General features: G+C 49.2%; 24 protein-coding genes. 9 read left to right on the forward strand and 15 right to left on the reverse strand.

Going from position 1 to position 26,276, the window contains the following annotated elements; all coding sequences use genetic code 11:
* Positions 1-232: 232 nt before the first annotated feature.
* The 8 genes from ACYVUU_RS09635 to ACYVUU_RS09670 all read left to right on the forward strand — a co-directional run bounded on the left by ACYVUU_RS09635 (position 233) and on the right by ACYVUU_RS09670 (position 8,708).
* On the forward strand, positions 233-778 hold the full coding sequence (locus tag ACYVUU_RS09635) for an NAD(P)H-dependent oxidoreductase (RefSeq protein ID WP_484498908.1): 546 nt from the start codon (positions 233-235) through the stop codon (positions 776-778).
* An 8-nt stretch (positions 779-786) separates the two neighbouring features.
* On the forward strand, positions 787-1,947 hold the full coding sequence (locus ACYVUU_RS09640; protein WP_484500754.1) for a MalY/PatB family protein: 1,161 nt from the start codon (positions 787-789) through the stop codon (positions 1,945-1,947).
* Between the two features lie 97 nt (positions 1,948-2,044).
* Complete coding sequence (locus ACYVUU_RS09645) at positions 2,045-2,962, forward strand: LysR substrate-binding domain-containing protein (protein WP_439774859.1); 918 nt, start codon at positions 2,045-2,047, stop codon at positions 2,960-2,962.
* 97 nt (positions 2,963-3,059) lie between these two features.
* Positions 3,060-4,457 (forward strand): subtype B tannase, encoded by a 1,398-nt coding sequence (locus ACYVUU_RS09650; RefSeq protein ID WP_484498907.1) that lies wholly within the window; start codon positions 3,060-3,062, stop codon positions 4,455-4,457.
* Positions 4,458-4,473: 16 nt separating this feature from the next.
* On the forward strand, positions 4,474-5,655 hold the full coding sequence (locus ACYVUU_RS09655) for an MFS transporter (RefSeq protein ID WP_439774861.1): 1,182 nt from the start codon (positions 4,474-4,476) through the stop codon (positions 5,653-5,655).
* A 272-nt stretch (positions 5,656-5,927) separates the two neighbouring features.
* Positions 5,928-6,917, forward strand: coding sequence for an ABC transporter substrate-binding protein (locus tag ACYVUU_RS09660; protein WP_439774862.1), 990 nt, complete (start codon positions 5,928-5,930; stop codon positions 6,915-6,917).
* A 46-nt stretch (positions 6,918-6,963) separates the two neighbouring features.
* Positions 6,964-7,911, forward strand: a complete 948-nt coding sequence (locus tag ACYVUU_RS09665; RefSeq protein WP_439774863.1) for an ABC transporter permease — start codon at positions 6,964-6,966, stop codon at positions 7,909-7,911.
* 2 nt (positions 7,912-7,913) lie between these two features.
* A complete protein-coding gene (locus tag ACYVUU_RS09670; protein ID WP_484498906.1) occupies positions 7,914-8,708 on the forward strand; it encodes an ABC transporter ATP-binding protein in 795 nt (264 codons plus the stop codon).
* A 52-nt stretch (positions 8,709-8,760) separates the two neighbouring features.
* Here the strand turns inward: ACYVUU_RS09670 and msrB are convergent, their stop codons facing one another.
* From msrB to ACYVUU_RS09710, 8 genes are all read right to left on the reverse strand, one after another.
* Positions 8,761-9,186 carry a peptide-methionine (R)-S-oxide reductase MsrB gene (gene msrB / locus ACYVUU_RS09675; RefSeq protein WP_439774865.1) on the reverse strand — a complete coding sequence of 142 codons (426 nt, stop codon included), beginning with the start codon at positions 9,184-9,186 and terminating at the stop codon, positions 8,761-8,763.
* Between the two features lie 76 nt (positions 9,187-9,262).
* Positions 9,263-9,586, reverse strand: coding sequence for a HigA family addiction module antitoxin (locus ACYVUU_RS09680; RefSeq protein WP_439774866.1), 324 nt, complete (start codon positions 9,584-9,586; stop codon positions 9,263-9,265).
* Between the two features lie 18 nt (positions 9,587-9,604).
* Positions 9,605-9,886 carry a type II toxin-antitoxin system RelE/ParE family toxin gene (locus ACYVUU_RS09685; protein WP_439774867.1) on the reverse strand — a complete coding sequence of 94 codons (282 nt, stop codon included), beginning with the start codon at positions 9,884-9,886 and terminating at the stop codon, positions 9,605-9,607.
* A gap of 98 nt (positions 9,887-9,984) precedes the next feature.
* Entirely contained in the window at positions 9,985-10,953 is a 969-nt protein-coding gene (locus ACYVUU_RS09690; protein WP_439774868.1) for a Fic family protein, read from the reverse strand.
* A 50-nt stretch (positions 10,954-11,003) separates the two neighbouring features.
* Positions 11,004-12,494 carry an ATP-binding protein gene (locus ACYVUU_RS09695; protein WP_439774869.1) on the reverse strand — a complete coding sequence of 497 codons (1,491 nt, stop codon included), beginning with the start codon at positions 12,492-12,494 and terminating at the stop codon, positions 11,004-11,006.
* Positions 12,495-12,945: 451 nt separating this feature from the next.
* Complete coding sequence (locus ACYVUU_RS09700; protein ID WP_484500905.1) at positions 12,946-14,652, reverse strand: RNA-guided endonuclease TnpB family protein; 1,707 nt, start codon at positions 14,650-14,652, stop codon at positions 12,946-12,948.
* A gap of 135 nt (positions 14,653-14,787) precedes the next feature.
* Positions 14,788-15,507, reverse strand: coding sequence for an AlbA family DNA-binding domain-containing protein (locus ACYVUU_RS09705; RefSeq protein ID WP_484498905.1), 720 nt, complete (start codon positions 15,505-15,507; stop codon positions 14,788-14,790).
* A gap of 437 nt (positions 15,508-15,944) precedes the next feature.
* Positions 15,945-16,829, reverse strand: coding sequence for a LysR family transcriptional regulator (locus ACYVUU_RS09710; RefSeq protein WP_484498904.1), 885 nt, complete (start codon positions 16,827-16,829; stop codon positions 15,945-15,947).
* A 127-nt stretch (positions 16,830-16,956) separates the two neighbouring features.
* Between ACYVUU_RS09710 and ACYVUU_RS09715 the strand changes: the two genes are divergently transcribed.
* Positions 16,957-18,927: an FAD-dependent oxidoreductase gene (locus ACYVUU_RS09715; protein ID WP_439775935.1), complete on the forward strand. Its 1,971-nt coding sequence runs from the start codon at positions 16,957-16,959 to the stop codon at positions 18,925-18,927.
* A gap of 104 nt (positions 18,928-19,031) precedes the next feature.
* Here ACYVUU_RS09715 and rfbD read toward each other — a convergent pair whose 3' ends face one another.
* From rfbD to ACYVUU_RS09750, 7 genes are all read right to left on the reverse strand, one after another.
* Complete coding sequence (rfbD, locus tag ACYVUU_RS09720) at positions 19,032-20,006, reverse strand: dTDP-4-dehydrorhamnose reductase (RefSeq protein ID WP_439775936.1); 975 nt, start codon at positions 20,004-20,006, stop codon at positions 19,032-19,034.
* Positions 20,007-20,021: 15 nt separating this feature from the next.
* A complete protein-coding gene (gene rfbC, locus ACYVUU_RS09725; RefSeq protein ID WP_439775937.1) occupies positions 20,022-20,630 on the reverse strand; it encodes a dTDP-4-dehydrorhamnose 3,5-epimerase in 609 nt (202 codons plus the stop codon).
* 25 nt (positions 20,631-20,655) lie between these two features.
* Entirely contained in the window at positions 20,656-21,540 is an 885-nt protein-coding gene (gene rfbA / locus ACYVUU_RS09730) for a glucose-1-phosphate thymidylyltransferase RfbA (protein ID WP_484500755.1), read from the reverse strand.
* Positions 21,541-21,552: 12 nt separating this feature from the next.
* A complete protein-coding gene (gene rfbB / locus ACYVUU_RS09735; RefSeq protein WP_484500756.1) occupies positions 21,553-22,590 on the reverse strand; it encodes a dTDP-glucose 4,6-dehydratase in 1,038 nt (345 codons plus the stop codon).
* Between the two features lie 125 nt (positions 22,591-22,715).
* Positions 22,716-23,888: a MerR family transcriptional regulator gene (locus ACYVUU_RS09740; protein ID WP_439777105.1), complete on the reverse strand. Its 1,173-nt coding sequence runs from the start codon at positions 23,886-23,888 to the stop codon at positions 22,716-22,718.
* A gap of 100 nt (positions 23,889-23,988) precedes the next feature.
* On the reverse strand, positions 23,989-24,693 hold the full coding sequence (locus tag ACYVUU_RS09745) for an MIP/aquaporin family protein (protein WP_270448707.1): 705 nt from the start codon (positions 24,691-24,693) through the stop codon (positions 23,989-23,991).
* A 103-nt stretch (positions 24,694-24,796) separates the two neighbouring features.
* Positions 24,797-26,239 carry an oligosaccharide flippase family protein gene (locus ACYVUU_RS09750; protein ID WP_484500757.1) on the reverse strand — a complete coding sequence of 481 codons (1,443 nt, stop codon included), beginning with the start codon at positions 26,237-26,239 and terminating at the stop codon, positions 24,797-24,799.
* Positions 26,240-26,276: the final 37 nt, after the last annotated feature.

The raw sequence follows: 26,276 nt of genomic DNA on the forward strand, positions 1-26,276 counted from the left end.
CCATCTGCCTCTTATAACTAATCGATAAAAGTTATACATCGCTATTCTTCTTTGGAATAGTACTGCAGCCACGGGCAAATATCTTACATTTTAAGCATAACTGGCGGGTGGCCAATGGAAAAATGCTTTCTAAAAATGGTAGTATGTCCTCGAAGAATAGCATTCCGGGTCAAAAAACTTGCTTTTTTCTTCCGGCTTGCACTAAGCTGAACAAGAGACAGGAGGCAAACTTATGAAGACAACGATTTTTCTTTTTCACCCGGATCTGACCGCTTCCAAGGTCAACCGGGCCCTGGCCGCCGCTGCCAGCGAGGCGGGCTTTGAAGTCCGCGACCTCTACCGGCTCTACCCTGACTGGGAGATCGACGTCCAAGCCGAGCAGGCCGCCATGGAAGCCAGCGACCGGATCGTCCTGCAGTTTCCGATGTACTGGTACAGCTGCCCGCCTCTTTTGAAGAAGTGGGAAGACCTGGTTTTAGAATACGGCTGGGCTTACGGATCAACCGGGACCAAGCTGCATGGGAAGGAACTCTTGCTTGCCGTTTCCCCTGGCGCTCCGGCTGACAACTACCAGCACAGCGGCTCCGTCAACTACACGGTAAGCGAACTGCTCCGGCCCTTCCAGGCAACCAGCAACTTAATCGGCACCAAGTATTTGACGCCTTTCGTGACGGCCGGCGCATCATCAATTTCTGACCGCGACCTGGCTGAGCAGGCGCAAAAATATGTGAACTATTTAAAAAATGACAACATTCCGCTTTTAGCAGCACACGAATAGGAGAAAAAATGAACTACGATTTTGATACGATGATTGACCGCAAGGCCAGCAACTCCATCAAGTGGGAGGTCAAAGACGGCGAGCTGCCGATGACGATTGCAGACATGGACTTCAAGACCGCCCCGGAGATCATAGAAGCCATGCACGAAAAGGTGGACAGCGGGGTCTTTGGCTACGAGTACCCAACTGAAGAATACTTCAAGGCCGTCCAGTCCTGGTATGCAAAAGAGCACGCATCCAGCGCCCCAACCAGCTGGATGACCTTCATGACCGGGGTGATCCCGGCAATTACGGCCAGCGTCAACCATTTCAGCCAGACCGGCGACAAAGTCTTAATGCTGGAGCCGATCTACAACACTTTTTACAACTCAATCATCAACAGCGGCCGGCAGGTTCTGGCCAGCCAGATGACTTATGACCCGGACAAGCTTCGTTATGCCGTTGACTGGGCCGACCTTGAGGAAAAAATGGCCGATCCTTTGACCACCATGATGATCCTCTGCAATCCCCACAACCCAACTGGCCATGTCTGGAGCAAGGAGGAGCTGGAAAAGATCCTGCTTTTGGCGCAAAAGCACGGCGTCATCGTCATCAGTGACGAAATTCACGGGGACCTGGTCCTAGAAGGCGATGACTACACGCCGGTTTTCTCCCTGGATGAAAAGCTGATCAAGAACGCCATCACCCTGGTTTCGCCAAGCAAAACCTTCAACCTGGCCGGCCTGCACGCCGCTACGGCGATCGTGTCCGACCCAATCTTGCGCGAGCGCTTCGTCCGCGCCGTCAACAAATACGACGTTGCTGAACCCAACCTCCTGGCTATCCCGGCAACTATCGCGGCCTACACCAAGGGCAATGCCTGGGTCCATCAGCTCAAAGATTATGTTTTGAAGAACCGGAACTACCTGGCTGACTTTTTGAAGAAAAATCTACCCCAGATCAAGCTGGCTTCTGAGAATTCAACCTACCTGGTCTGGGTCGACGTCAGCTCCGTCACTGACGACAGCGCTGAATTTGCCCAGCAGCTGCGGGAAAAGACGGGCTTGATCGTCAACCCTGGCACCGTTTATGGGGGCAACGGCAATAAGTTCATCAGAATCAGCCTGGCCTGCCCGCTCGCCCAAGTCAAGGACGCGGCAAGCCGCCTGCAGAAGTTCTTTACTGAATAATCCTGAAAAAAGCGCTCAAACGAGCGCTTTTTTCATGCAGTTTAAAAGAATCTTTTCCTTTTTTTGCTAAAGTAGGTCAAAAGAAAGGAGCTCAGAGATGCGAATCGAATACCTGCAACAGTTTATCACCCTCTCTCAAGTCAAAAATTACCAAAAGGCGGCCGACGCCCTCTACATTTCCCAGTCTACTTTGACCAAGCACATCCAAAGTCTGGAAAAGGACCTGGGCTGCCAATTGGTCCGGCGCAAGGGGCGGAACTTTGAACTAACCGAAGCCGGCCTCCTGGTCGTCCGCTATGGGCACGGAATCTTGGACGCCAACCAGTGGCTCTTGACTGCCCTCAAGGAAAATCAAGCCAACGAAAAGATCGAGATCAACATCGGCTCAACTGCCGTCATGATCGAGTACGGCCTCTTACGCCTCATCAAACAAGCCATGATTGCCATGCCGCGCCTTAGATGCAATGTCCAGGAGCTGGCCGCGGAAGAGATCAACACCCGCTTTGACCAGGACAAGGTCGACCTGGTCTTCGTCAGAGAAACCGCCCCGGCTAAAAAATCTCCCGCCAGCTGCAACATTTTAAAAGAAGATCTGGTCGCCATGTGCCCAGCCGCTTCGCCTTTAGCCAGCCAAGATCAAATCAGTCTAGCCGAACTCGAAGACGAACCCCTCTTGTCCACACCCATGACCAGCCCGGAATACCGCTTGCTTAGCCAGTGGTTTGCCAACTATTATGAAAATCATGACCAAACGGATCTGAACAAGTACCCTAACGTAGTTTTTACCGCCAACCGGATTGAAAACCTGGTCTCCATGGTCCAAGCTGACGCTGGCACCGCCATTTTGCCCAGAAAGCAGGCCGAATACTACCAGGCCAAGGACACGGTCATCATCCCCCTTAAAGAAGATCTGCCCCTCTACCTCAATCTAGTGGTAAACCCTCATCTCTTAGACGACCAGCAGCGCCCGCCCAAACACATCCGCCGCTTCATTGAAATCGTCCTGGGTAAATGATTACCTTTTGGAATAAGTCCCAGCTTAAAGCGAATTGATAAAAGCGTTTTCTCCTCCTAGAATTCTAAGTAAGAAATCTGAAGGAGGAAGATAAAACATGACAGAAGCAAGCAAAAAATTACTTTTTGACCCGGAAAAATACACGGTCAAGCAGACAGAGGACGGCTTTGCATACTGCAGCTGGGAAGGATTGGACTACGTGGCTAAGCCTGCAGATCCAATTCAGAAAGTGAATGTATTCGCTCCCGCCGCCTACGCTAAAGGCGAAAAGTGCGCTGCCTACAGCAGAGAAACCGCCCCGATCTTTATGCCCAACACGGTTGGCGGCTATATGCCAGGTCCCCGCGACTACCCGGGCAACAAGAATTTTCCATCCAACTCCAAAACCATCGTGGCTGCTTTAAAGCGCGGCTATGTCGTAATTTCAGCTGGTCTGCGCGGGCGGACTTTGGCAAGCGGCAAGGCACCAGCCTTTATCGTCGACATGAAGGCAGCAGTTCGCTGGGTTAAGTACAACTCTGGCCGCCTGCCAGGCAACGCCCAAAGAATCATCACCAACGGGACCAGTGCCGGCGGGGCGACCAGTGCCTTGACGGGTGCTAGCGGCAACAGCAGCTTTTTTGCCAAATATCTGGCAGAAATCGGAGCAGCACCTGGGACTGACGATATCTTTGCCGTTTCCGCCTACTGCCCGATCCACAACTTGGAACACGCCGACGCCGCTTATGAATGGGAATTCTGCGGGATCAACGACTGGCACCGGACCAAGATTGACGGCTTCAAGGATGGGGAACCGAACTTTGTCCCAATCTCCGGTGAATTGACTGAGGAAGAAAAGGCCCTCTCCCCGCAATTAAAAGACCAGTTCATTGCCTACCTCAACTCCTTAGAGCTGAAGGATCCGGAAACTGGCACCCTTCTTTCCCTAAACCCAGACGGCAGCGGCTCTTTCCGTGACTTAATCGTCAAATACTTGAAGGCTTCTGCCCAAAAGGCATTGGCTGACAAGCCGGAATTAGCGGAAGCTGACTACTTGACGGTTGAAGACGGCAAGGTTACCGGCCTTGACTGGGACAAGTACCTCCACTTCATCACCAGAATGAAGGCTGTTCCTGCCTTTGATGACTTGGATGCTCAAAGTCCGGAAACCGACCTCTTCAGTGAGATTGGCGGCCAGCCCCGGCACTTTACCCAGTTCTCTCAAGAACACAGCCATGTAGACACAACTTTGGCGCCGGCAGATTTGATCGCCGCGGTCAACCCGATTACCCACCTGCTCAGCGGCAAGACAGACACGCCAAAGTACTGGCGGATCCGGCACGGAGCCAGCGACCGGGACACTTCCTTTGCTATTCCGGTAATCCTGGCCACCCTCTTGGCCAACCAGGACAAGGAAGTCGACTTTGCCCTGCCATGGGGGATCCCGCACAGCGGCGACTATGACTTAGATGATCTTTTCGCCTGGATCGACCAGATTATGCAGAAAGAAGGCTAGGGTCATGGAGAACACAATGAGTAAGAGCAAAAAGCAAGTCAATTCCGGCAGCTTGATGTTCAAGACCGCGATCCTGTCTTCCACCCTGCTTTTAACTGGGGTGGGCCTGGGCTCAGTCTTCCTGCCGAGCTTAAAGGCCAGCTATCCAGGCATCTCAGACGTCATGCTCAAGTCCTTCGTCTCCCTGCCTAACGCCACCCAGCTTTTAGCCCTGGTTTTGGTTGGCCTTTTGACCAGCAAATTTGGCAAAAAGAACCTGCTTATGTTCGGGGCCCTGCTCTTCGTGGCCAGCGGGATCGTGCCCATGTTTGTCAGCAGCTTCACCGTCATCTTGATTGCCCGCCTCTTCTTGGGTTTCAGCGTGGGCCTGGTTCAGCCAATCGGTACCAGCCTTTTGGCCGACTACTACACCGACCAGGAAAGAAACAAGCTGATGGGCTTCCAAAGTGCCTTTTCCGGCCTGGCCAACACCTTGATGACCTTTATCGTTGGCCTCTTCATCCAAACCAGCTGGCGGACCGGCTTTAGTGTCTACTTGATCGGTTTGATCATTTTCTTCCTGACCTGGATCTACCTGCCAAAAGACCAAAAAGTTCAAGCTCCAGCAGATATGCCAGCTAAAGGTAAGACCAAGCTCAACTTGAATGTCATCTGGTGGATGCTGGCCATGTTCCTCTTTAATATGGCCTATAGTTCCGGAATCCTGGAATTCAGCCTAACAGTCGTGGAAACTCATTCCGGGACCGCGACTGACGCCGCCAATGTTACAGCCGGCGTTGCCATCATTTCCTTGGTAGCTGGCCTTTTCTTTGGCAAGTACATGCAGCTGGCCAAGAAATATGCCGGGATTTTAGCTATCGCCTTGATTGGGGCCGGCAACTTCATCATGGGCCTGGGCGACGGGATGGGTGCCTTTATCACCGGTGACTGCATGGTTGCCCTGGCCTTCGGCCTCTTTATGCCATACGTTATGGCCGCCGTCAACCGCAATTCCACCAAGGAAAACTCAGCTGGCTTGACTGGCCTGGCCCTGTCAGCCGGTTCCGTGGCCAACTTCGTGTCGACCTATTTCTATGCTGCTTTTGGGAAGATTTTTGACAACACTAGCTCCCAGTTTGGCTTTATCTTCGGCGGCATCTGCTGCGTCCTCTTGGTTATCGAAATGAGTTTTATGCTCAAGAAGAAGATGCTGGACTAAAATCCGATTATTCTCCCTAATCTCTTATCAATAGCTTTTTATCACTAATTATCCTCAGAACTCAATCATTCAGAAATACCGCTAAGCAGATATCTTTAGCGGTATTTCTTTTTCTCTGACAAAAAATAAGCAGTTTTATCAATAGAGATCTTTTTAGCAGTTGAAAAGAAAAATCTATTGACAATAAGCCAAGTTCCTTTAAAATTAAGACTATGAAATAAAGATTACAGAAATATTAAATTACTTTTTGTCTGATATGGGAGGAACAAATCATGAAAGAGGTCAAGCGAATTATGGTCGCCGCTGCCGCAGCCGTCATGGCGCTCACGGCAGCTGGCTGCAGCTCATCATCGTCATCATCATCCAGCAAGTCTTCTTCCAAGGTCTACAAGATCGGCATCTGTCAGCTGGTCCAGCACGAAGCCTTGGACGCGGCTACTAAGGGCTTCAAGGATGAAGTCACCAAGGAACTGGGGAAGAGCCATGTCAAGTTCGACACGCAAAACGCTCAAGGTGACTCCTCAACAGCCACCACGATCTGCAACAACTTTGCTTCTGAAAATGAAGACTTGATTTTGGCCAACGCGACGGCATCCCTGCAGGCAGCCAGCGCGGCTACTAAGTCAATTCCAATCTTGGGAACGGCGGTTACCAACTACCAAGTGGCCTTGAACCTGAAGAAGTTCAACGGTACGGTTGGCGGCAACATTTCCGGGACTTCCGACCTTGCTCCTTTGGACAAGCAGGAAAAAATGATCAAGGACTTTGTTCCTAAGGCTAAGAAGCTGGGCATCCTCTACTGCTCAGCTGAGCCAAACTCCAAATACCAGGCTGATGAAGTGGCCAAGTACGCCAAGAAGGACGGCTTAAAGGTCACTAAGTACACTTTTTCCGACACCAACGACGTCAACTCTGTTACCCAGCAGGCAGCTAGTGCCAGCGACGTCATCTACATCCCAACCGACAACACTGCCGCATCCTGTGCAAAGACCATCAACAACGTGGCTCTGAAGGCCAAGGTGCCGATCATCGCCGGTGAAGAAGGGATCATGAGCAAGTGCGGGGTTGCCACCCTGTCTATCGACTACTACGGCCTGGGCAAGCAAACTGGCAAGATGGCCGTGCAAATCCTCAAGGGCGAAAAGAAGGTCGGTCAAATGCCGGTTCAATACTACAAGAACCCAGTTAAGGAATACAACCCAACCATCTGCAAGAAGCTGGGCATCAAGGTTCCAGCCGGCTACAAGGCTTACAAGAACTAGTTTTTAGTTTCATTTTGTAAAAAGCTGCTTGAGACTGGAGGACATTATGGCAGGATACTTATCATCATTGAGCTTCCTCGACTTGGCTGGCCGTTTGCCAGCGTCAGTCGCGCAAGGGCTCTTCTGGGGCATTATGGCCCTGGGCGTTTACATTACTTTCCGGATCTTGGACATCGCGGACTTGACGGTTGACGGGACCTTCGCTACAGGCGGGGCAGTCTCAGCCGTCTTGATCATGAAGGGCGTCAACCCCTGGCTGACGGTTCTGGTAGCCCTCTTAGCAGGTCTATTGGCCGGCGCGGTAACGGGCTGGCTGCACACCCTCTTTGGGATTCCGGCAATCCTGGCCGGGATTTTGACCCAGTATGCCCTCTACTCCATCAACTTAGCCATCATGGACTTCAAGGCCAACACGGCCATCAGCTCTTTGACCCCTGGCCTGGTTATCTCTGGTTTGACGGTCAACGAATCTATCTTGGTCTGCGGTTTGATCGTCATCGCTTTGGTCGCTTTGATGTACTGGTTCTTCGGGACTGAGCTTGGGTCATCCCTTAGAGCGACCGGTTGCAATCCGGAAATGAGCAAGGCACAAGGCATTAACATCAACCGGATGAAGGTTTTAGGTCTGGCCATCTCCAACGGCTTAGTTGCCGTGGCCGGTGCCCTGTCCTCCCAGTACTCTGGTTTTGCTGACGTCAACGCCGGCCGTGGGTCAATCGTTATCGGCCTGGCTGCTGTCATCATCGGTGAAGTTTTAGGCGAAGCAATTTTGGGCAAGAAGCTCAACTTTGCCGGCCACTTGATTTTCGTCGTAGTCGGGGCGATCATCTACTACGTGGTTTACACTTTGGTTCTGTGGCTGAAGATGAACCCGAACATGATGAAGCTGTTCACGGCTATCATCGTTGCCCTCTTCTTGGCGGTGCCATACCTGAGAAGCCGGGCCAAGAACTCCTTTGCCAAGGCGGGCAAGAATGCTAGAAAAGGGGCTTAAAAATGCTAGAACTGACCAACATTACCAAGACTTTTAACCCCGGGACGATTAATGAAAAGCATGCCTTGAACGGGGTCAACTTGAAGCTGGAAGACGGCGACTTCGTGACGGTTATCGGGGGCAACGGGGCCGGCAAGTCAACCACCTTGAACGCCATCGCGGGCGTTTGGCCGGTTGACACGGGCTCTATCGTTATCGATGGCCAAGACGTAACTGGCCTGCCGGACTTTAAACGGGCGCCTTTGATCGGCCGGGTCTTCCAAGATCCAATGACCGGGACGGCGGCAACCATGCAGATTGATGAAAACTTGGCCTTAGCTGCCCGGCGGGGCAAGCGCAGAGGGCTTAAGTGGGAAGTTACCGCTAAAGAACGGGAAGAATACAAGGAAAAGCTGAAGGTGCTCAACCTGGGCCTGGAAGACCGGTTGACTGCTAAAGTAGGCCTTTTGTCCGGCGGGCAAAGACAGGCTTTGACCTTGCTGATGGCAACTCTGGTCAAGCCAAAGGTTCTACTCTTGGATGAACACACGGCGGCGCTTGACCCGAAGACGGCGGAAAAGGTCTTAAACGCGACCGACCGGATTGTCAAGGAAGGCAAACTGACCACGATTATGGTGACTCACAACATGAGGGATGCCATTGCCCACGGCAACCGCTTGATTATGATGAACGATGGCAAAGTCGTTTTGGACATCAAGGGCGAAGAAAAGAAGAAACTGACAGTGGAGAAATTGCTCCACCAGTTCGAAGTCGTGTCCGGCGAGGAATTCGCCAGCGACAAGGCAATTTTAGGTTAGAAAAGAAGAAAACTGGCGATTTCCAAAGCAAGGAAGTCGTCAGTTTTTTCGTTTATTCGAAAAGCTGCCGGTATTCGCCGTAACCCGCTTCTTCCAGCTGGTCGTAAGGGATGAACTTGAGGGCAGCAGAGTTGATGCAGTAGCGCAGGCCGCCCTTGTCCAAGGGGCCGTCGGTGAAGACGTGGCCCAGGTGGGAGTCAGCCTGGCGGCTGCGGACTTCGGTTCTTTCCATGCCAAAGGACTGGTCCCGGTGCTGGGTAAGTTTAGCGAGGGGCTTGGTAAAGGCTGGCCAACCACAGCCGGAATCGTACTTGTCCAAAGAGGAAAAGAGGGCTTCCCCGCTGACTACGTCGACGTAGATTCCTTTTTCAAAAAAGTCGTCGTACTCACCGGTGTAAGGCGGTTCAGTCGCCGCGTTTTGGGTCACGGCATACTGCATTGGCGTCAGCCGGTCTTTCAAATCTGCTTTTTCGTTCATCTTGATCACCTCATCTATTTAGATAAGGCTATTGTAGCTTGGTTAGATTCGCGAGGCCTTGATCTGGATCAAGAAATTAATTAAGAGATTCCTTATTTTTGGCCTGTACCTCTGTAAAAGGCTTAATTGCTGACAAGTCACGGCTAAGCTTCTTCTTTGCATCCCGCAGATCAATATCACTCTGCAGATTAAGGAAGTAAGTATCTGACACGCCAAAGAACTTGGCTAATCTGAGTGAAGTGTCAGCAGTGATTTTCCGTCTGTCATGCAAGATATCCTGGATTCTAGACGTTGGAACATTAATGTACTGTGCCAGCTTGTAAGCACTAAGGTCTAACGGCTGCATGAATTCTTCATTGAGAATTTCACCAACTGTAGGCGTCTTGATATGTTCAGTCATTTCGGTCACCTCTAAGCTCTAGTGATAGTCCACTATTTCGACATTTTCAGCATCTCCGTCTTCGAAATTGAAGCAAATCCGGTATTGCGAATTAATTCGGATGCTGTATTGTCCTTCTCTATTTCCTTGCAGCTTTTCCAACCTGTTTGCAGGTGGCATCAGCAAGTCATTTAATGATTGTGCCGCATCGATCATAATCAATTTCATCAAAGCTTTTCTTTGAATTTCTTTCGGAATACGCTTTGAAAAAATTTGATTGAAGACTTTCTCAGTCTCTTTATCTGCTATGCTAGTAATCATGATTTTATTATACCTGCCTTACGTGTACATGTCAAACAGATGCACTGCCGACAACTTAGTTATTCTAAAAAAACAGTCATGTACATGGTCTCTCAACTTCAGCGCAGACTTTTTAGGACTCTCTCCTGTCCAGCAGTTAAGATCCGTAGCATTTCTTCAACGAAGAAAGTCAGCTCTGCCCTGTTTTCTGCTCTATCAGCTTCTTTGGAGATGCGGTAGTAGCTAGGCAGCTGAGCATGAATTGCCGTAGAAACAGAAAAGCCAGTAAAACGATCATACTTGCCAGACAGATAGGCAGACAAAAGATACCGGCCCATCCGGCCATTGCCGTCCAAGAAGGGATGCGTGTTTTCAAAGAAGAAGTGAGTTATTAGAGCTTTGAAAATTGCTGGCAAATCGGCTTTGTTCATAAAGGTAATCAAGCTGCTTAAGGCCTTAGAGATAGCAAGTTCAGATACCGGCGGAACATGGACGATTTTGGTAGCTGAGCCAATTACGATGGTGCCATAGGGCAGTTCATCCCGGAAAAGCTGGCCGTTTGGCTGCTTGTCTGCTGGAATTTCACCTCTAAGAAGTTCGTCGTAGATATCACGGAAATCGTGTAAGCAATTGATTTTTGGAAGGCTACCTTGGTACATGCGAACCATTGACCCAAGCCGCTTCCCCTGCTCTTCTGGATGATCACCGATACTTTTGATGATTGCGCTAAGTTCGGCTGCATCGGTTTCGACGCCCTCTATACTGTTGGTGTTAATGATTTCGTCAAGAAGGAGGTCATCCAGAAAGTGACTGACAGCTGCCTCGGGCAAATCTTGACTTACTTGAACGAGCTCCCAAGAGTTGCGGTTAAACTTGCTGAACAGCTTAACCATCTCAGTCGTGTAAATGAAGAAGAGCGGATACTGTGCGGTCTGCCGGCCGTCCTTTTTGTAGTCAAGCAAGGGATGCATCTGAGTCACAACTGCTGAAACATTGTTTAAACGCCACAGATATTCCGTTTCAACGGAGAAATCTGTGTCATACTCATGCTGGTATTTTGTAATCTCCAAAGGCTGATACAGCTTCATCTTCCTGCCTCCTTCTTTCCCTTAAAGCAGCAAGCTTTAGCTCTTACTACCTAATCTAAATTTATAAAGAAGTATACGCCTCTCTTTTCCCGTCTCATAATTCCAAGGTCACAACATTTTCGTATAATCCTTGTTGCCGCATCAGGCCTAATATTAAAAAAGATGGCCAATGCGTCTCTATTGAATGAATAATCTGATTTATATTTCATATAAAAATCAGCTAGTTTCTCTAATGTTCGAGCTTGAAAGGGACCTTGTCTATTCTTTTGCTTGCCAATTTTTTCAATTGCGTCAATTATATTGTCTACTGCAGGCGGGTCTAATCTGATCGGTAAATCTTCTGCTTTTATCTCATACTCTAAAAAGCTCTTTTCAATATTTTGTGCTCCAAGTTTATTCGCTAACGCACTTTTTTCAACGATTTGACCGCTAAGTTTATTCGCTAACGCACTTTTTTCGACGGTTTGGCCGACAAGTTTATTCGCTAACGCACTCTTCTCGACGGTTTGGCCGACAAGTTTATTCGCTAACGCTACTTTATCATCGATTTTGCCGACAACTTCCTTCGTTAGCGAATCTTTCTCAGCCATTTGCCCCTTAGATTTGTTCGCTAACGTGGATTTCTCATCGGCTTGGCCGACAACTTCCTTCGTTAGCGAACCTTTCTCAGCCATTTGCCCCTTAGATTTGTTCGCTAACGTAGATTTCTCATCGGTTCGGCCGACAACTTTCTTCGTTAGCGAACTTTTCTCAGCCGTTTGACCCTTAGATTTGTTCGCTAACGTGGATTTCTCATCGGCTTGGCCGACAACTTTCTTCGTTAGCGAACCTTTCTCAACCGTTTGGCCCTTAGATTTGTTCGCTAACGTGACTTTCTCATCGGTTTGTGGCCCAACTTCCTTCGTTAGCGAACCTTTCTCAGCCATTTGCTCCTTAGATTTGTTCGCTAACATGGTTTTCTCATCGGCTTGGCCGACAACTTTCTTCGTTAGCGAACTTTTCTCAACCGTTTGACCCTTAGATTTGTTCGCTAACGTGGATTTCTTATCGGTTTGGCCGACAACTTTCTTCGTTAGCGAACTTTTCTCAACCGTTTGACCCTTAGATTTGTTCGCTAACGTGACTTTTCCAGTATACTGTGGCGGGATTTTTTGTACTCTCTTAGTGCCCGTAAAGCTTCTGTTGGGCATAGTAACAAGGAAGATGTTTTCATCAGAATAGAAAGTCGGCTCTTTGCTATAGTTCTTGTACGAATTCAGTATGCGCTGAATACCGCTACCTCTACGATCCATAAAACCCAGCCGCCCAAAGATATCTGAAATCTTTTCATTTCTTCTCATTGAGGGAATATGTTCTTTATTCATATTCTGTATACGACTGCCGCTCATCATTCCACCAGGGGACATTATCTCCATGCGGTCATCAAAGATATCCACATGAATTTCAGTTCCTAAAATCTGATAGTTCCGGTGGATTAAAGCGTTCACGAGAACTTCTCTAACTGCTTTGAATGGATAATCGCTTTTCTCTTCTCTTACCATTCCCCTAATCGTCCACCTATTTTTAGAATTAGTGCGGATGAAATCCTCAGCATTTGACAGCAGCGTTATTAAACTCGCATCTCTATACTCTTTATCATCCAGAGCATCCCGAATTCAAAAACATATCCATTAATATTCAAGTGAACACTAATGAACATATTCTTGTCCTCTAGCTTCAGCTAGAGGATTTTTTTAGGCTTTTTCACAGGGAAATGCCTTGTGCGCTCAGTTGTATGTACCTCCACTAAAGTTTCCCTTAGCTTCTGATACTTTTATCATACGCACAGTCAAAGAGTTCGCCATATTTTGCTTAACAAAGCCCGAAGACTCAGTCTCACAAAACGGGCAGGAATATATCCTAAGTTTCCCTAGTGCCGAGGCTCTAGGGCAGCGCCCAGTCCATGACTTGAAGCAGGGACGAACCCACGCTTGTGACGCTTTGATTGATAGACTATGCCATCACCAACTGTTTGTTTGCGTAACGGTCTTCAAGAATCAACTTAACATTCTTGTATGGCATATATTTCGTTATTTCTTTGTCATCCGCTCTTTGCAAAATATTTACCGCTGCTGCTGTATTTGCGTTCATTTCTCCACAGTTTGGGCAGACGGCTGTTTCATGATGTGCACCTTTTCTTTCACTGAAATGCGCACCACATCTTGGACAGAACTGAGACGTATATGCTGGATTAACGTCAATGGTTTGAATTCCCAGACCAATACATAAATATTCGATACGCTTATCCAGTCTTCCTTTAGTCCATGACGATAACTTCCGTCTCACTTTTGCTTCATAGCGGTTTGATGCTTTAGGCAACTTTTCCTTAGCAAAAGTCAGATCTTCCTTGACAAGAACATCTGGATCTTCTGCCACAAGCATCTGTCTAATGCTTGTGTTTATCACCCGCTCCATATTGCGTTGCTTTCTTTCGTGTTGGCGGTGGTAGAGCTTGTTGCCAAGATGGTGTTCTTCAAGACGAGCAATTTGGCGCTCAAGACTTCCAATGCGGTGTTTGATACGTTTCTTTGTCTTAGCTGAATAATCCTTGGCTAACTTTTCTTGCAAAGCAGACTTTTCTTCTCTTAATTCCTTAGCTGACTGTATGTACTCATTACGATTTGTATTGCGGTTATCGATCCGCTCAACTTCAGCACCTACCAGCTTGCTGAAATCTGCTCCATATTCTTGATCACTGCTGCATGAGATGAGAGTTGCCAATCCCTTGTCCATACCCAGTTTCTTCCGTGGCTTGCGGATCTCATGAGCAACAGCTTTAATAGCACGATGAACTTCCAGCCGCTTCTTGTCTCGATCAAGAATGAGCTGGATGTCGCCACGTTTCTTCTTGTTGGCATAGCAGTATGGCCCTGTCAGCTTAAACTGCTTTTTCTTTCTGCATTTTGCCGTCATGATTTCTAGGTAGCTTGAGCCGTCTTTTTCAACAACTCTCCACATCATTTCGTCACAGAGCATGCATCGTGCAGCGGTTGAATGAGGGTAGGGCTTATGTTTTCTGGTGAGTCGTCTGATATATCCAAAGCAGTGACGAAGCTGCTCCTCGGATAAAGCGGCTCTTAGTGCAGGATACTGGCTCATTTCTTCATTTGGCTGTGCTTCATTCTCACGTCTCTGCAGAATGAGTTGCCAGTAATATGGAGAAGTGAAGATATAATTGAGATACTGGCGCTCAGCATTAGACAATGCATCGTTAGCTTGAACCATCCTTTTCAGTTTCAAGCCAAGATTTGACCACATGGAGTTGAGATTCATGCACACGTCTTTAACCGCTTCTGTTACATGCCGGCCTTGAATTCCAAATTGCTCGCTCAGAAGCTTTTGCTTTGAGAGTCTGACGGTTCTTGAATCGGGAGATTTCAATCCTTGAGCTTTGTTCTCCTTGTAGGCCTTTTTCCAGTCTTTGACCGCTTTGCGGGCTTTCTTGATTTCACCGTCATGCTCGCGGATTTTATCTCGAGGGCCATACCAGTTAGCAACATCTATCATGTGGTTGATACCGCACAACTGTGAATAAAGGAAGTCTTTGCACTTGCCGTAAGCAGTGAACAGCTCATCCAATTCTTTTAGTTCGTCACCATTTAACTTTACGGTGTAGGCTCTAACTGTCTTAGTTTGAGTTCTTCTCACTTTTCTGGTCATTTTAGGAAACGACTTTCTTTTTACGATCTTATGTTCGCGTCTAGCCGTATTATACCACAGAAGATCGTCCAAATACATTGATAACATGACCTAGAATATAAAAGACTACAAATAAGCATTAGTAGTCTTTAATTGCTATTTTTGACTATATATTTTTACAGCTGTTGACTTCCCATCAACCGAACCTTTTTCTACCCCCTTCCACCTAGTACAAACAACCACTGATTGCCGCAAATATCCTTGATCGCACATTAGCAGTCCGGCATTTGTAACCCTGCCACTTGAATCGACAAGCCCCATCGATTCAAGATCTTTTGTCATGTCAAAGTCATCACCGGTCATCTTTTTAAAGGTCGCCGCTAAGAGCGTAAAACTGACGTCAGACAATTTATAAGAGCTTGGTAAAGCGTCATAGGTCCTGTTTTGTCCTCTTAAAATCAAAGCATTAAGCTCTACATCCGAAGCTTTCTCAGATCTGTCGCCTCTTCTGACAAAGGCTTGCCGGCTTTGGCTATTTACGTAGCGGTAAGGATAATCCGGACCCGCCTCTACTTTAAGATCTATGCAAACCACCCCCTTTGGCAAACCTCCAATTTGTGTAAGCGTGAATAACGGATTAGGCGATACCATAGAGACAATTTTTTCTGAGATCTTTGACGAAGCCTCTTGCGGGTTTTCCAGTCCCACAAATTTATGATCATCAGTCACGCCAAAAACAATATGTCCACCATCCGTATTGGCAAAAGCAACGACCGTCTTCAGCCAGCTTTTAGCTTTGACAAGCTCTACTTTTTCTTTAAAATCGAGACGACTTGCCTCGACTTCTTCTATGTTCTGAATGTCTGTGTAATCCATAGTCCCTATCCTCCTACCATCTGCCCCCATTCTATTCCTGCCAAGCCAGATTTTCTTGGAACATGTATTCGGTAGAGGATTCCCGTCACTACAGCATTCTTACACAGCAAACTATTTGTAAACCAGCCACCGCTAGCGCCTTTCTAGGAGAAGTTCTTGCCACAAAAATTTTTGGCCGATTTTTGGGCAAACGAAAACCCCCTTGGAAATTGAGAGCATATTCCAAGAGGGCGTTTATATCTTTTTGCAGCACCACGCTTGACACATGGTGTGCACGGCGCTATCTACCTTATTACCTATAATATCATATTTTGCTTGTTTAGTCCTACGCCGCGCTCTATTTGCTGCCACTTGGATGATTACCATGAGTATGCAAAAAAGCACCGGATTTCACATCCAGTGCTTTAAAAAATTGCTTAGTCTAAGGAAGCCTTTTGCTAAAAAACGCTACTTTCTTTTAAGAGATCGATTACTTCAATCACGGTTGCCGACGGCCTCTTGCTGTACACGATGCCGAAAGGCACGGTACAATTCCAAGCCACCTTCTTTGCCTTCAAGAAGGGATGCGCGGTTTGCCAGTCCTCCGCGGAACAAAGCAGCCAGTCATTAGAAACGCATTGATTCAGTACGTTCATGTCAAAGCCGGAAATCTCCTGCAGGTCAATTTTCGGATTCTGCTTTAAGAAGTCCCTGGCCTGGTCAAAGCACTGGAATTTCCCCTTGGCTGGCAGAGCAATCTTCTGGTTATCCAAATCTCTTAAAGTAAGCTCATCCTTTTTAGCCAGGGGGTTATTGACAGGGACTGACAGTCTTAACGGGGTGATGTCCAGCCGCAAAGCCTGGATATCGTACTCGCTTAAGAGCTTCTCATCATAAACTGAAGAAACCAAGTCAAAGTCTTTACCGATTCCCGCCAAAAATTCATTAAAGTTGCCCAAGGAGCAGGAACAGGGGATGAACTGAAACCGAAGCTGGGGAAGTCTTTTCCCAACTTCAACCCACAAATTGGTGGTCGCTGTTCCTGTCGCGAGCGGTCCAGCACCGATCTTGATCGACATCTTCTTTCCCGTCGCGTTTCTGGCACGGTCGATCGACTGGTCGTAAGCCGATAACAGCCTGACGGCATCCTTATAGAACGATTTGCCTGCTTCCGTCAACGTAACACCATTATGATTACGGTCAAACAACTTTATTTTTATAGAATCTTCCAAATGGTTAACTTGCTTAATGACTGCCGGGGCTGAAAGATACAATTCATTGGCTGCCTTATTAAAGCTTTGGTTGTCAGCCACCGCAATAAATGTTTTCAGTTGATCGTTCATTTTTTGCTACCTACTTGCAACTTCTGGTTATTAGCTACTAACATTTTAATACTTCTGTCTGATAAGGGAAAAAATTAAGATTTATGTGTAGAGAAAAAATTGAACACAGAGTATAGGAGACAAAACAATGACAAAAAGCAAATTTAACCCCGGCACTTACACTGGCAAGGGCAAAGGTATTGGCGACCTAAGCGTCTCACTAACCGTCAACGAAAGCGAGATAACCAAGGCAAGCCTTGACTTGAAAAACGAAAGCAGAAACGTGGGCCAAAGCGCTGATGAAGAACTCGCTAAGCAGATCATCGACAAGCAATCCGCTGATATCGACGGTGTAACCGGCGCCAGCCTGACCACCAAAGGCGTTAAAGCAGCAGTGAAAGATGCCTTGAGACAAGCCGAAGGCAAGGCAAAGTCAACCAGCCTCGCCTTAACTGAAGGCAGCTATATCGGCTATGGATCCGGGCACGGCGGGCAATTAGCCGTTAAGCTTGACGTTTTTGACCACCGCATCGGCGATCTCAAAATTATCTCCAGCCATGAAACGCCAAATGTTGGCGATGAGGCCGTAAAGCTGATTCCCAAGGAAATCGTCAGCCAGCAGACCTTGAACGTTGACGCGGTTTCCGGCGCTACCCTCACTTCAAAGGCAATTATTTCCGCCAGCGAGGATGCAGTGGAAAAAGCCGGCGGTAACTTAGCTGCCTGGACCAGCAAGGCCTACCACCGTCCACTGACCATCAACCATGAAGATTTAACCGCCGACGTCGTTATTGCCGGAGCCGGCTTAAGTGGCTTAATGACTGGTGCCTTCGCTGCCACTAAGGGTCTGGACGTCGTTGTCGTGGCCAAAGGCGAGCAAGTTGGCGGCTCTTCAAGATACGCGGGAGCCGTTTACGCCTTAGCAAACTCCAAGCTCGCTAAAAAGCAAGGCATTGACAACAGTATCGATAGCATCATGACTTATGTTGACAACGTTAACGCCGATGCCCAAAAGGCGCACGACAGAGAGTTCATGAAGAAGCTGATGACTGAATCCGGCAAGACTTTTGACCAACTGGTCAGCATGACCAATACCAAGGGAACATTCATTGGTCAAGGGCCGATCGTTTACGGCAATTTCGCCAACGGGGCCAGAGTCGATGAACTTCTCAGTGACATCATCAAAAAGCATGGTGGCAAGATCATCCTCAACAGCCGGGTTACCCAAATTTTGACAGATGGCGACAAGGCAACCGGCATCAAGGTCGAAAGCAAAGACGGCTCTGACTTTACGATTACTGCTGGCTCCGTCGTTATGGCTACTGGCGGCGCGTCATATGCTCCAGACCTGCTTAAAAAGAACACGCCTGCGGTAGCCAGCGTGCATGTCTTCAACCAGGCCAGCCGGGAAAACACTGCTGACGGCTACCAGCTGCTTCAAGAAATCGGGGCCGCCTTCTCCGACAACGATGTTTACAAAAATGGTAATCTTGACTTCAACCCGCAATTATACATTACCTGGAACAACGTTCCCGACTATTCAACCGGCATGATCATTGACAGTCAGGCCAAGCGCTTTACCAATGAAGCACCTTATGACAGCTTGAAAGTCACCTCAAGAATGTACCGCCACGGCAGTGACAGATACTATTTGCTTTACGATGACGAAAACCTGCCGGAAATTCTGCGCCAGGGAATCCATAAGCTGGATGAAAATGCCAAGCTTTACGTAACGGCTGCTTCTGTTGCTGAATTGGCTGAAAAGCTGAGCCTGGACGAAAAGCAGCTTGAGCGGACCTTTGCCAGCTACAAGCAGGCTGCCGCAGATGGCAATGATGAATTCGGCAAGCCGCAATCCAAGATCAGACCCTTGAATGAAAAGCAGCTCTACGCCTTCTACGTAATGCCTGGTTCCTGGGGCACGATCGGCGGGGTGAAGATCAACCATGATACCTTTGCAGTAAAGAAAGCAGATGGTTCTGACTTCCGCGACCTCTACGCGGTAGGTGAAATGTCAACCAGTGACTTGTTCACCGAATACTACATGGGTGGCTTCTCCTATGCCTGCTACTCCACTGAAGGCCGACTTTTAGCAGAAGAATTATACGAAAAACTTTAAGCAGCTTGAATTAGTGCTGAATGATTGCTTAGCTGAGCAGTCATTCGGCACTTTTTTTCTAGCAAAAAAGCACCGGACAATCGTCCAGTGCTTGCAAAAATTGCTTAGTCAAAGAAGCCGTCAGCCTTCAAGGCTTCCAAGTAGCGGTGCACGGCGTCTGGCCAAGTTGGCAGCGGCTTGAAGCCGTTCTTTTCCAGCTTGCTCTTGTCCAAACGTGAGTTGAACGGCCGTACAGCCTTGGAGAGGCCGTATTCTTCCGTGGTAACCGGGGTTACCTTGGTCTTGTAGCCAGCCTGGCGGTAGATTTCCTTGGTGAAATCGTACCAGCTGATATAACCGGTCTTGGTGCCGTTTTCATCATAGCCGCTGGCAGTTTCCGGCAATTCCGCGTTGGTTGCGTGGTAGTAGCCATACTTGTCGGTTTCGATCATGTCGACCAAAAGACGGGCCAAGTCCAAAGTGTAAGTTGGCGTACCGATTTGGTCGCTGACCACCTTGACTTCATCATGAGTCTTACCCACATTAAGCATGGTCTTGATGAAGTTCTTCCCGTTCAAGCCGAAGACCCAGGCGATGCGGACAATGAAGTACTTGTCCAAAGTTTCAGATACGGCAAGTTCCCCGCCCAGCTTGGTTTCCCCGTAAACGTTCATTGGCTTGTAGCCCTTGAAATCCGGGTCCCATGGCGTAGTGCCCTGGCCATCGAAAACGTAGTCAGTGGAGATGTAAACCATTGGCACGTCTAATTCCTTGGCTACGTTGGCGATGTTTTGGGTACCTTCAGTGTTAACCTTGCGGACAGCTTCAACCTTGTCGTCATCTTCAGCCAGATCAACCGCAGTCCAGGCAGCGCAGTGAACGATCACGTCCGGATTTACTTCCTTGATGGCCTTCTTTACGCCTTCTGCATCAGTAATGTCCAGGGAAACGTAAGGTGCAGTAGTAACAGCTGAGCCGTCAGCGATCCCGCTGTATTCTGGAACCAAGTCGCTGCCTACGCCTTCGTAGCCGCGCTTAGCCAATTCGTTCATCACGTCGTGGCCCAGTTGACCGTTGACGCCAGTTACGAAAACCTTCATGCTTTTTCCTCCCAATTAAAACTTGAAAGTGTCCTTAAGCCCTTGCCACTTTTGGTCCTTGTCGGACAAAGTCAGCTTAGTGCCGTCTTCCAAAGCGTAGCCGCTGGCGTCAGCTGAGCCTGGGTATTCGCCAACAACTTGTGGCCATTCAATCCCGATTTCAGGGTCGTTCCAAGCCATGCCGCCTTCATCGTTTGGGTGCCAGAAGTCGTTAACCTTGTAGCAGAATTCAGCTACATCGCTCAAAACCAGGAAGCCGTGGGCAAAACCTTCTGGAATCAAGAATTGCTTCTTGTTTTCAGCGGTCAGTTCAACCCCGTACCACTTGCCGTAGGTCTTGGAGTCGCTTCTCAGGTCAACGGCAACGTCGAAGACGTCCCCGCGAACGGCCCGGACCAGCTTACATTGCGGGAAGTGCTTTTGGAAGTGCAGGCCCCGCAAAACGCCCTTGGTTGAACTTGATTGGTTGTCTTGGACGAAGTTGATGTCAAAACCAGCTTCCTTCATGTCGTTTTCGTTGTAGGTTTCCATGAAGTAGCCACGGTCGTCCCCGTGAACTGCTGGCGTGATAACTGCCAGACCTTCAATACCGCCGACATTCTTTTCAACTTTGATTTGACCCATTTTTCTGATTCTTCTTTCTAAAAAACTAATACTTCAGCTTGCCTTCAGCCACCGCCTTGAGGTGCTGGCCGTAAGGGCTCTTGCCATAGTGCTTGGCTGCTTCCATCAACTTGTCTTCGTCGATCCAGCCGTGCACGTAGGCAATTTCTTCAGGAGCGGAGATGCTTACCCCAGTCCGTTCTTCCACCATCTTAACGAAGTTTGAAGCGTCTACCAGGCTCTTCATCGTCCCGGTGTCCAGCCAAGCATAGCCCCGGCCCAAAAGCTGGACGTCCAGGATGCCGTCGTTTAAGTACATCTCGTTCAAAGAAGTGATTTCCACTTCCCCGCGGGCACTTGGCTTAACCTGGGCAGCTCTTTCGCTCACGCCAGCCGGGTAGAAGTACAAACCAGTTACGGCGTAATTGCTCTTTGGCTGAGCCGGCTTTTCTTCGATGGAGATAGCGTGACCGTCCTTGTCAAATTCGACAACGCCAAAGCGTTCCGGGTCGTTGACGTAGTAGCCAAAAACCGTTGCCCGGCCGTTTTGCGCGTCTTTTGCGGCGTTTTCCAGCATGTCAGTAAAGCCGTTGCCGTAGAAGATGTTGTCACCCAAGACCATGGCGCAAGGTTCGCCGTTAATGAAGTCCTCGCCCAAGGTAAAGGCTTGAGCAAGGCCGTCTGGACTTGGCTGAACCTTGTAAGAGAGCTTGACGCCGAATTGTGACCCGTCGCCCAAAAGTTCCTTAAAGCGCGGAGTGTCAGCTGGCGTGGAGATGACCAAGATGTCCTTGATCCCGGCCAGCATCAAAGTTGACAACGGGTAGTAGATCATTGGCTTGTCGTAAACAGGCAAAAGCTGCTTACTGGTAACCAGGGTTAATGGATACAGACGAGTGCCTGAACCACCTGCTAAGATAATTCCCTTCATTTTTCTAATTCCTTAGTCCTTGTCTAAAACTTCTTTTTTACCATACATTTCTTGGTAGTAGTTTTGGTAGTCGCCGGAAATGATGTTTTCCCACCATTCCTTGTTGTCCAGGTACCATTGGATGGTCTTCTTGATACCGTCCTTGAACATGGTTTCTGGTAGCCAGCCCAGTTCTTCGTGAATCTTGGTTGGGTCGATGGCATAGCGTTGGTCGTGGCCCTTACGGTCAGTAACGTGTTCGATCAAGGAGTATGGCTTGCCCAAGTAATCGCAGATCAGCTTAACGATGTCGATGTTGTGCATTTCGTTGTGACCACCGATGTTGTAGACTTCACCAACCGTCCCCTTTTCCAAAATAAGGTCGATGGCCTTGCAGTGGTCTTCAACGTAAAGCCAGTCGCGGACGTTTTGGCCTTCGCCGTAAACTGGCAAAGGCTTGTCGTCCAGGGCTCTTTGGATCATCAATGGGATCAGCTTTTCCGGGAATTGGTAAGGGCCGTAGTTGTTTGAGCAACGGGAAATAGTTACAGGCAGGCCGTAGGTTCTGCCGTAAGCCCCAACCAAAAGGTCAGCGCTGGCCTTTGATGATGAGTATGGGCTGGAAGTGTGCAGCGGAGTGTCTTCGTGGAAGAAGAGGTCTGGCCGGTCCAGCGGCAGGTCGCCGTAAACTTCGTCAGTTGATACTTGGTGGTAACGCTTGATCCCGTACTTGCGGCAGGCGTCCATCAAGACAGAAGTACCGATGATGTTGGTTTGCAGGAAGATTTCCGGGTTTTCGATTGACCGGTCAACGTGGCTTTCTGCGGCGAAGTTAACGACAACGTCCGGGTGTTCTTCTTCAAAAAGCTTGTAGACGCCTTCGCGGTCGCAGATGTCCAGCTTGACGAAGCGGAAGTTTGGCTTGTCCATGACATCCTTCAGGGTTGACAGGTTGCCCGCGTAAGTCAGCTTGTCCAGGCAGATGATCTTGTAGTCTGGGTGCTTCTTCATCATGTAGAAGACAAAGTTGGAACCGATAAAGCCGGCACCGCCGGTAACGATAATTTTCATGAAATGAACCTCCAAGTTCAAACTAAGCAATTTTTTCTCTTAACTGACTCAAAGTATAAAACATGACGTTACGTAAGCTTCAATAGGCAAAAATAAAATAACTGCCGTTTTTTAAAAACTGGCAGTTATTTGCGGCAGATAAATGCTCCGGCGTCTTTAGTGATGTGGAAGCCTCCAGCGACCTCGTCTTCAACAAATTGCTTGAATTCCTGGTAGCGGTCCAAGAGAAGGGCATTTTGGTTGCCGTGGCAGGACAAGATATAAGAAATAACGGGTTCTGCTTCACCCAATTCGATGGCATCCTCATAGCGCTGGCAGGTCACATGGTCAAAAAACGGGGCCAGGATGGCGCCGCCGTTGTCTAAGCCAAAGCGGTCGTAGAGGTTGACTGAAGACAAGACGATTTGGGAGTTGAACTCCTGGACCAGGTCAGTGATTTCGTGCATGTGGCGCTTGCTGTAAGTTGACGCGCAGAAGCGGCCCCCTTTTTTCAAAACCCGGCGGACTTCTTTAAGGACCTGGGGGATGTCGTCGCAGTAAAAAAGCATGTGGTTGGCGACAACCAGGTCAAACTCTTCGTCGGCAAAGGGCAAGTGGGCAGCATCACAACGGTCATAGGAAAAGCGGCTGTCTTCGCCGATTTCCTTTTTGGCATCGGCCAGCATCCCTTCTGAAATGTCGGTCAAAATAACCTGGCAGTCCTCTGGCAGGCGGTCGTGGCTGGTAGCCCAGAGTTCACCATTCCCGCAGCCGATCTCTAAGATTTTTAAACCAGGAGTCAAGTCCAGCTGGCGGAAAAGCCAGGGGAACCAGCCCTCCTTGTTCATGGAGTAATCCCGGTGCAGGCGGATCCGGGCAGAGATGTTGGTGGCGTTCTGGTACTGGGTCTTGAGGCTCTGGGTCATGGTTGACCGGTGGAGCAGTTCCAACATCCGGCTCCAGTCAACGGGCTTGCCAGCTTCCAAGGTTTGGGTGGTTGAGTCGATGGCGGCTTCAACGGCGGTCATTTCTTCAATCCGCTCTTCCACCAGGCGCCGCTGAATTTGGAGAGAATCCAGGAGGCGGCGCCGGTCGCTGGCTCCCAGGGTCAAGCCGCGAATTTCCCCTAAGGAAAAGCCCAGGTATTTTAACAAGAGGATCTGCTGGAGCTTGGCGAAGTCAGCGTCGCTGTAGCGTCTGGCCCCGCCCTTGCTTCTGGCTGAAGGCTTGAGGAGGTTCTGCTGGTCATAGTAGCGGATCGTTCTGACGGACACGTGGGCCCGCTTGGCAAATTCACCGGATGTGTAGTAGTCGGTCATGGCGGCTCCTTTCTGCCTTAGATTATAACCGATTTTTTCCAGGCAAAAATACCCTTGAGCTCGCGCCGGAGTTCAAGGGTAAATTTTTGGCTTAAAAATTCTACTTTAACAATGCCTGCAGGCCGCTAGCTAAAAGACCACCGGCGATTGGCCCTAAGACAGGAACCCAGGCGTAAGCCCAGTTAGCCCCGCCCTTGTTTGGCACTGGCAAAATCGCGTAAGCCAGACGAGGTGAGAAGTCCCGGGCCGGGTTCAAGGCAAAGCCAGTCGTTGAACCCAAAGCCTGGCCAACAACCATGATTAAGAAACCAACAATTAATGGCTTCAAGCCTTGGGTGAAGTTGCCCAGGTTGAGCAAGGTGAAGATGAAGACAAAAGTCGCGATCGTTTCACTCAAGAAGTTGAAAACAGGATTGTTGATGGCTGGGCCAGTCGCGAAAATCCCCACGCTGTTGCCTTCGTCAGCCTTGGTCGCCTTGAAGTGCGGGTAGTAGTGCAGGATTACCAGAGCTGCCCCGACAAAGGCGCCCAGGAATTGCCCCAGCAAGTACGGCATAACTTGGCTCCATGGGAAGAAGCCAAAGGCCGCGAAGCCAATAGTTACCGCTGGGTTGAGGTGACCTTGTGAGCCAAATTGGCCAGCCACGTAAACGCCGAAGGTTACCGCCATCCCCCAGGCCAGGGTGACGAACAGCCAGCCCTGCCCCTTAGCGTAAGCCTTATTCAAGCTGATCCCGGCCCCGCAGCCGACACCCAGCACGATCAAAATCATCGTTCCTAAGAACTCTCCTAAAAATCCATTCATTTGTACTTTTCCTTTTCTAGTTCAGTCTAATATCCACATTATATTGTAAGCGCTGCCGTTTCACAAGTTTCTTTGTCTAATTTGTACAAAAACTCCTCCTTTCTTACTCCCGTCTACTTCCGCGCTTAAACTCCAGTAAGACCCGGTTGCCAAGCAGATATAAAATCACAAAGTAACCGGGGATGGCCCAGAGGGCAGCCCAAAAGACTGTCGCTCCTGGCCCTAGGCCCTTAGCTAAAGCAGCTTGGCAAACCAAGTAAACATAGAGGCAGCCGAGCAGGCTGCTGGCCAGCTTTTTTCCGCTGGGCAAGAGGCGGGCCGACTTTTTCGCCAAAAAGTAACAAGCCAGGCAAGTCACCAGGTCGGCAAGCAAGGTTGCTAAAGCCGCCCCTGCCTCCTTAAAGGCCGGGATCAGCAGGAAGTTCAAGCAAATATTGACTACAGAAGCGATACTGATTGCAAGCAAAGCCGCCTTCTCCTGCCGGGCCGGAACTAAAACCGCCGCCATATAAAACCAGGACAAAAGAGAGAAGACCAAGGCCAGGCCCAGAAGTTTCATGGCCCCCGCGGCCGGCGCGAAATCTAAGTCCGCGGTTAAAATGACAACCTCCTCGCCTAAGGCAAACAAGGCGCAAGCAGCCGGCAAGGCCAGCGTCACTAGCAAATCCGCGATCTGCCGGGCCAATTTTTGAAAAAGGCCTCCGCCCTTTTGCCCATATAAGCAAGCCAAACGCGGCACGGTAACAACGATGACGGCACCTAACAATTGCTTAAGCAGGGCCGTGACTTTGCTGGCCACCGAGTACAGGCCCGTATAATAGTCGCTGGTCATCACTCCCAGCTGGGTTACATCCGCGCTTACATAAAGCAGGTTGACCAGAGCGTTGGCGAATAAGACGAAGATGGGCAGGAGGTGCTTTTGCCAAGAAAAGCGCCAGGTCAAAGACCAGCTGCAATACCTACGCAATCTGATAAAGCTGACCAAGTTGGCCCCGGCGCTGGCAATGACCGTAGTCCAAGCATATAGCAAAAGGTCGCTCTCGTCCTTGACATATGTCAAGAGCAAAAACAAAGACAAGATTTGAAAGCAGATATTGCGCAAGGCCAGGTAGCCATATTCCTCGTGAACCGCATAGAGCCACTCGCAGCCCAGGGTGGTAAAAATAATGCTAGTACTCAAGGTCCAAATCAGCGGTCCATATTCCCTTAGCTTGCTGGAAAAAAGCAGACAGGCCGCCAGACCCAAGTAAGCCAGTAAGGTCGAGGCCAGGTTGATGACCAGGACTTCCGAAGCAAAGCGGGACAGCTCTTCCGGGTCATCCCGCTTTTTTGCCCCTTCCCTAACCCCATAGGCGTAGATTCCCAGGCCCGCCACTAGCGCCGCCCAGCTGACAACCGTAGCCGCGAAGTCATATTGACCCAGTTGGTCAACCCGCAAGATCCTGGCCAAATAGGGGTAAGTCACCAGGGCGCAAACTAGGCGGGTCCCCGTCTGCAGGCCGCTGGCCAGGGCATTGCGGGACAGCGATTTCTCAACTTTTTCCATCTGTCACCTTCTTTCTATTCTCTCTATTCTCTTTTCC

The organism is Lactobacillus sp. WILCCON 0058 (genome assembly GCF_057198005.1).

Coding starts and splice junctions, on each gene's coding strand:
- ACYVUU_RS09705 (WP_484498905.1), bottom strand. CDS start 15,507: ATGGATTACACAGACATTCAGAACATAGAAGAAGTCGAGGCAAGTCGT.
- ACYVUU_RS09670 (WP_484498906.1), top strand. CDS start 7,914: ATGCTAGAACTGACCAACATTACCAAGACTTTTAACCCCGGGACGATT.
- ACYVUU_RS09635 (WP_484498908.1), top strand. CDS start 233: ATGAAGACAACGATTTTTCTTTTTCACCCGGATCTGACCGCTTCCAAG.
- ACYVUU_RS09660 (WP_439774862.1), top strand. CDS start 5,928: ATGAAAGAGGTCAAGCGAATTATGGTCGCCGCTGCCGCAGCCGTCATG.
- rfbA (WP_484500755.1), bottom strand. CDS start 21,540: ATGAAGGGAATTATCTTAGCAGGTGGTTCAGGCACTCGTCTGTATCCA.
- ACYVUU_RS09740 (WP_439777105.1), bottom strand. CDS start 23,888: ATGACCGACTACTACACATCCGGTGAATTTGCCAAGCGGGCCCACGTG.
- rfbD (WP_439775936.1), bottom strand. CDS start 20,006: ATGAAGGTTTTCGTAACTGGCGTCAACGGTCAACTGGGCCACGACGTG.
- rfbB (WP_484500756.1), bottom strand. CDS start 22,590: ATGAAAATTATCGTTACCGGCGGTGCCGGCTTTATCGGTTCCAACTTT.
- ACYVUU_RS09650 (WP_484498907.1), top strand. CDS start 3,060: ATGACAGAAGCAAGCAAAAAATTACTTTTTGACCCGGAAAAATACACG.
- ACYVUU_RS09695 (WP_439774869.1), bottom strand. CDS start 12,494: ATGGTAAGAGAAGAGAAAAGCGATTATCCATTCAAAGCAGTTAGAGAA.
- ACYVUU_RS09700 (WP_484500905.1), bottom strand. CDS start 14,652: ATGACCAGAAAAGTGAGAAGAACTCAAACTAAGACAGTTAGAGCCTAC.
- ACYVUU_RS09750 (WP_484500757.1), bottom strand. CDS start 26,239: ATGGAAAAAGTTGAGAAATCGCTGTCCCGCAATGCCCTGGCCAGCGGC.
- ACYVUU_RS09640 (WP_484500754.1), top strand. CDS start 787: ATGAACTACGATTTTGATACGATGATTGACCGCAAGGCCAGCAACTCC.
- ACYVUU_RS09745 (WP_270448707.1), bottom strand. CDS start 24,693: ATGAATGGATTTTTAGGAGAGTTCTTAGGAACGATGATTTTGATCGTG.
- ACYVUU_RS09715 (WP_439775935.1), top strand. CDS start 16,957: ATGACAAAAAGCAAATTTAACCCCGGCACTTACACTGGCAAGGGCAAA.
- msrB (WP_439774865.1), bottom strand. CDS start 9,186: ATGAACGAAAAAGCAGATTTGAAAGACCGGCTGACGCCAATGCAGTAT.
- ACYVUU_RS09665 (WP_439774863.1), top strand. CDS start 6,964: ATGGCAGGATACTTATCATCATTGAGCTTCCTCGACTTGGCTGGCCGT.
- ACYVUU_RS09645 (WP_439774859.1), top strand. CDS start 2,045: ATGCGAATCGAATACCTGCAACAGTTTATCACCCTCTCTCAAGTCAAA.
- ACYVUU_RS09680 (WP_439774866.1), bottom strand. CDS start 9,586: ATGACTGAACATATCAAGACGCCTACAGTTGGTGAAATTCTCAATGAA.
- ACYVUU_RS09690 (WP_439774868.1), bottom strand. CDS start 10,953: ATGAAGCTGTATCAGCCTTTGGAGATTACAAAATACCAGCATGAGTAT.
- ACYVUU_RS09685 (WP_439774867.1), bottom strand. CDS start 9,886: ATGATTACTAGCATAGCAGATAAAGAGACTGAGAAAGTCTTCAATCAA.
- rfbC (WP_439775937.1), bottom strand. CDS start 20,630: ATGGGTCAAATCAAAGTTGAAAAGAATGTCGGCGGTATTGAAGGTCTG.
- ACYVUU_RS09655 (WP_439774861.1), top strand. CDS start 4,474: ATGAGTAAGAGCAAAAAGCAAGTCAATTCCGGCAGCTTGATGTTCAAG.
- ACYVUU_RS09710 (WP_484498904.1), bottom strand. CDS start 16,829: ATGAACGATCAACTGAAAACATTTATTGCGGTGGCTGACAACCAAAGC.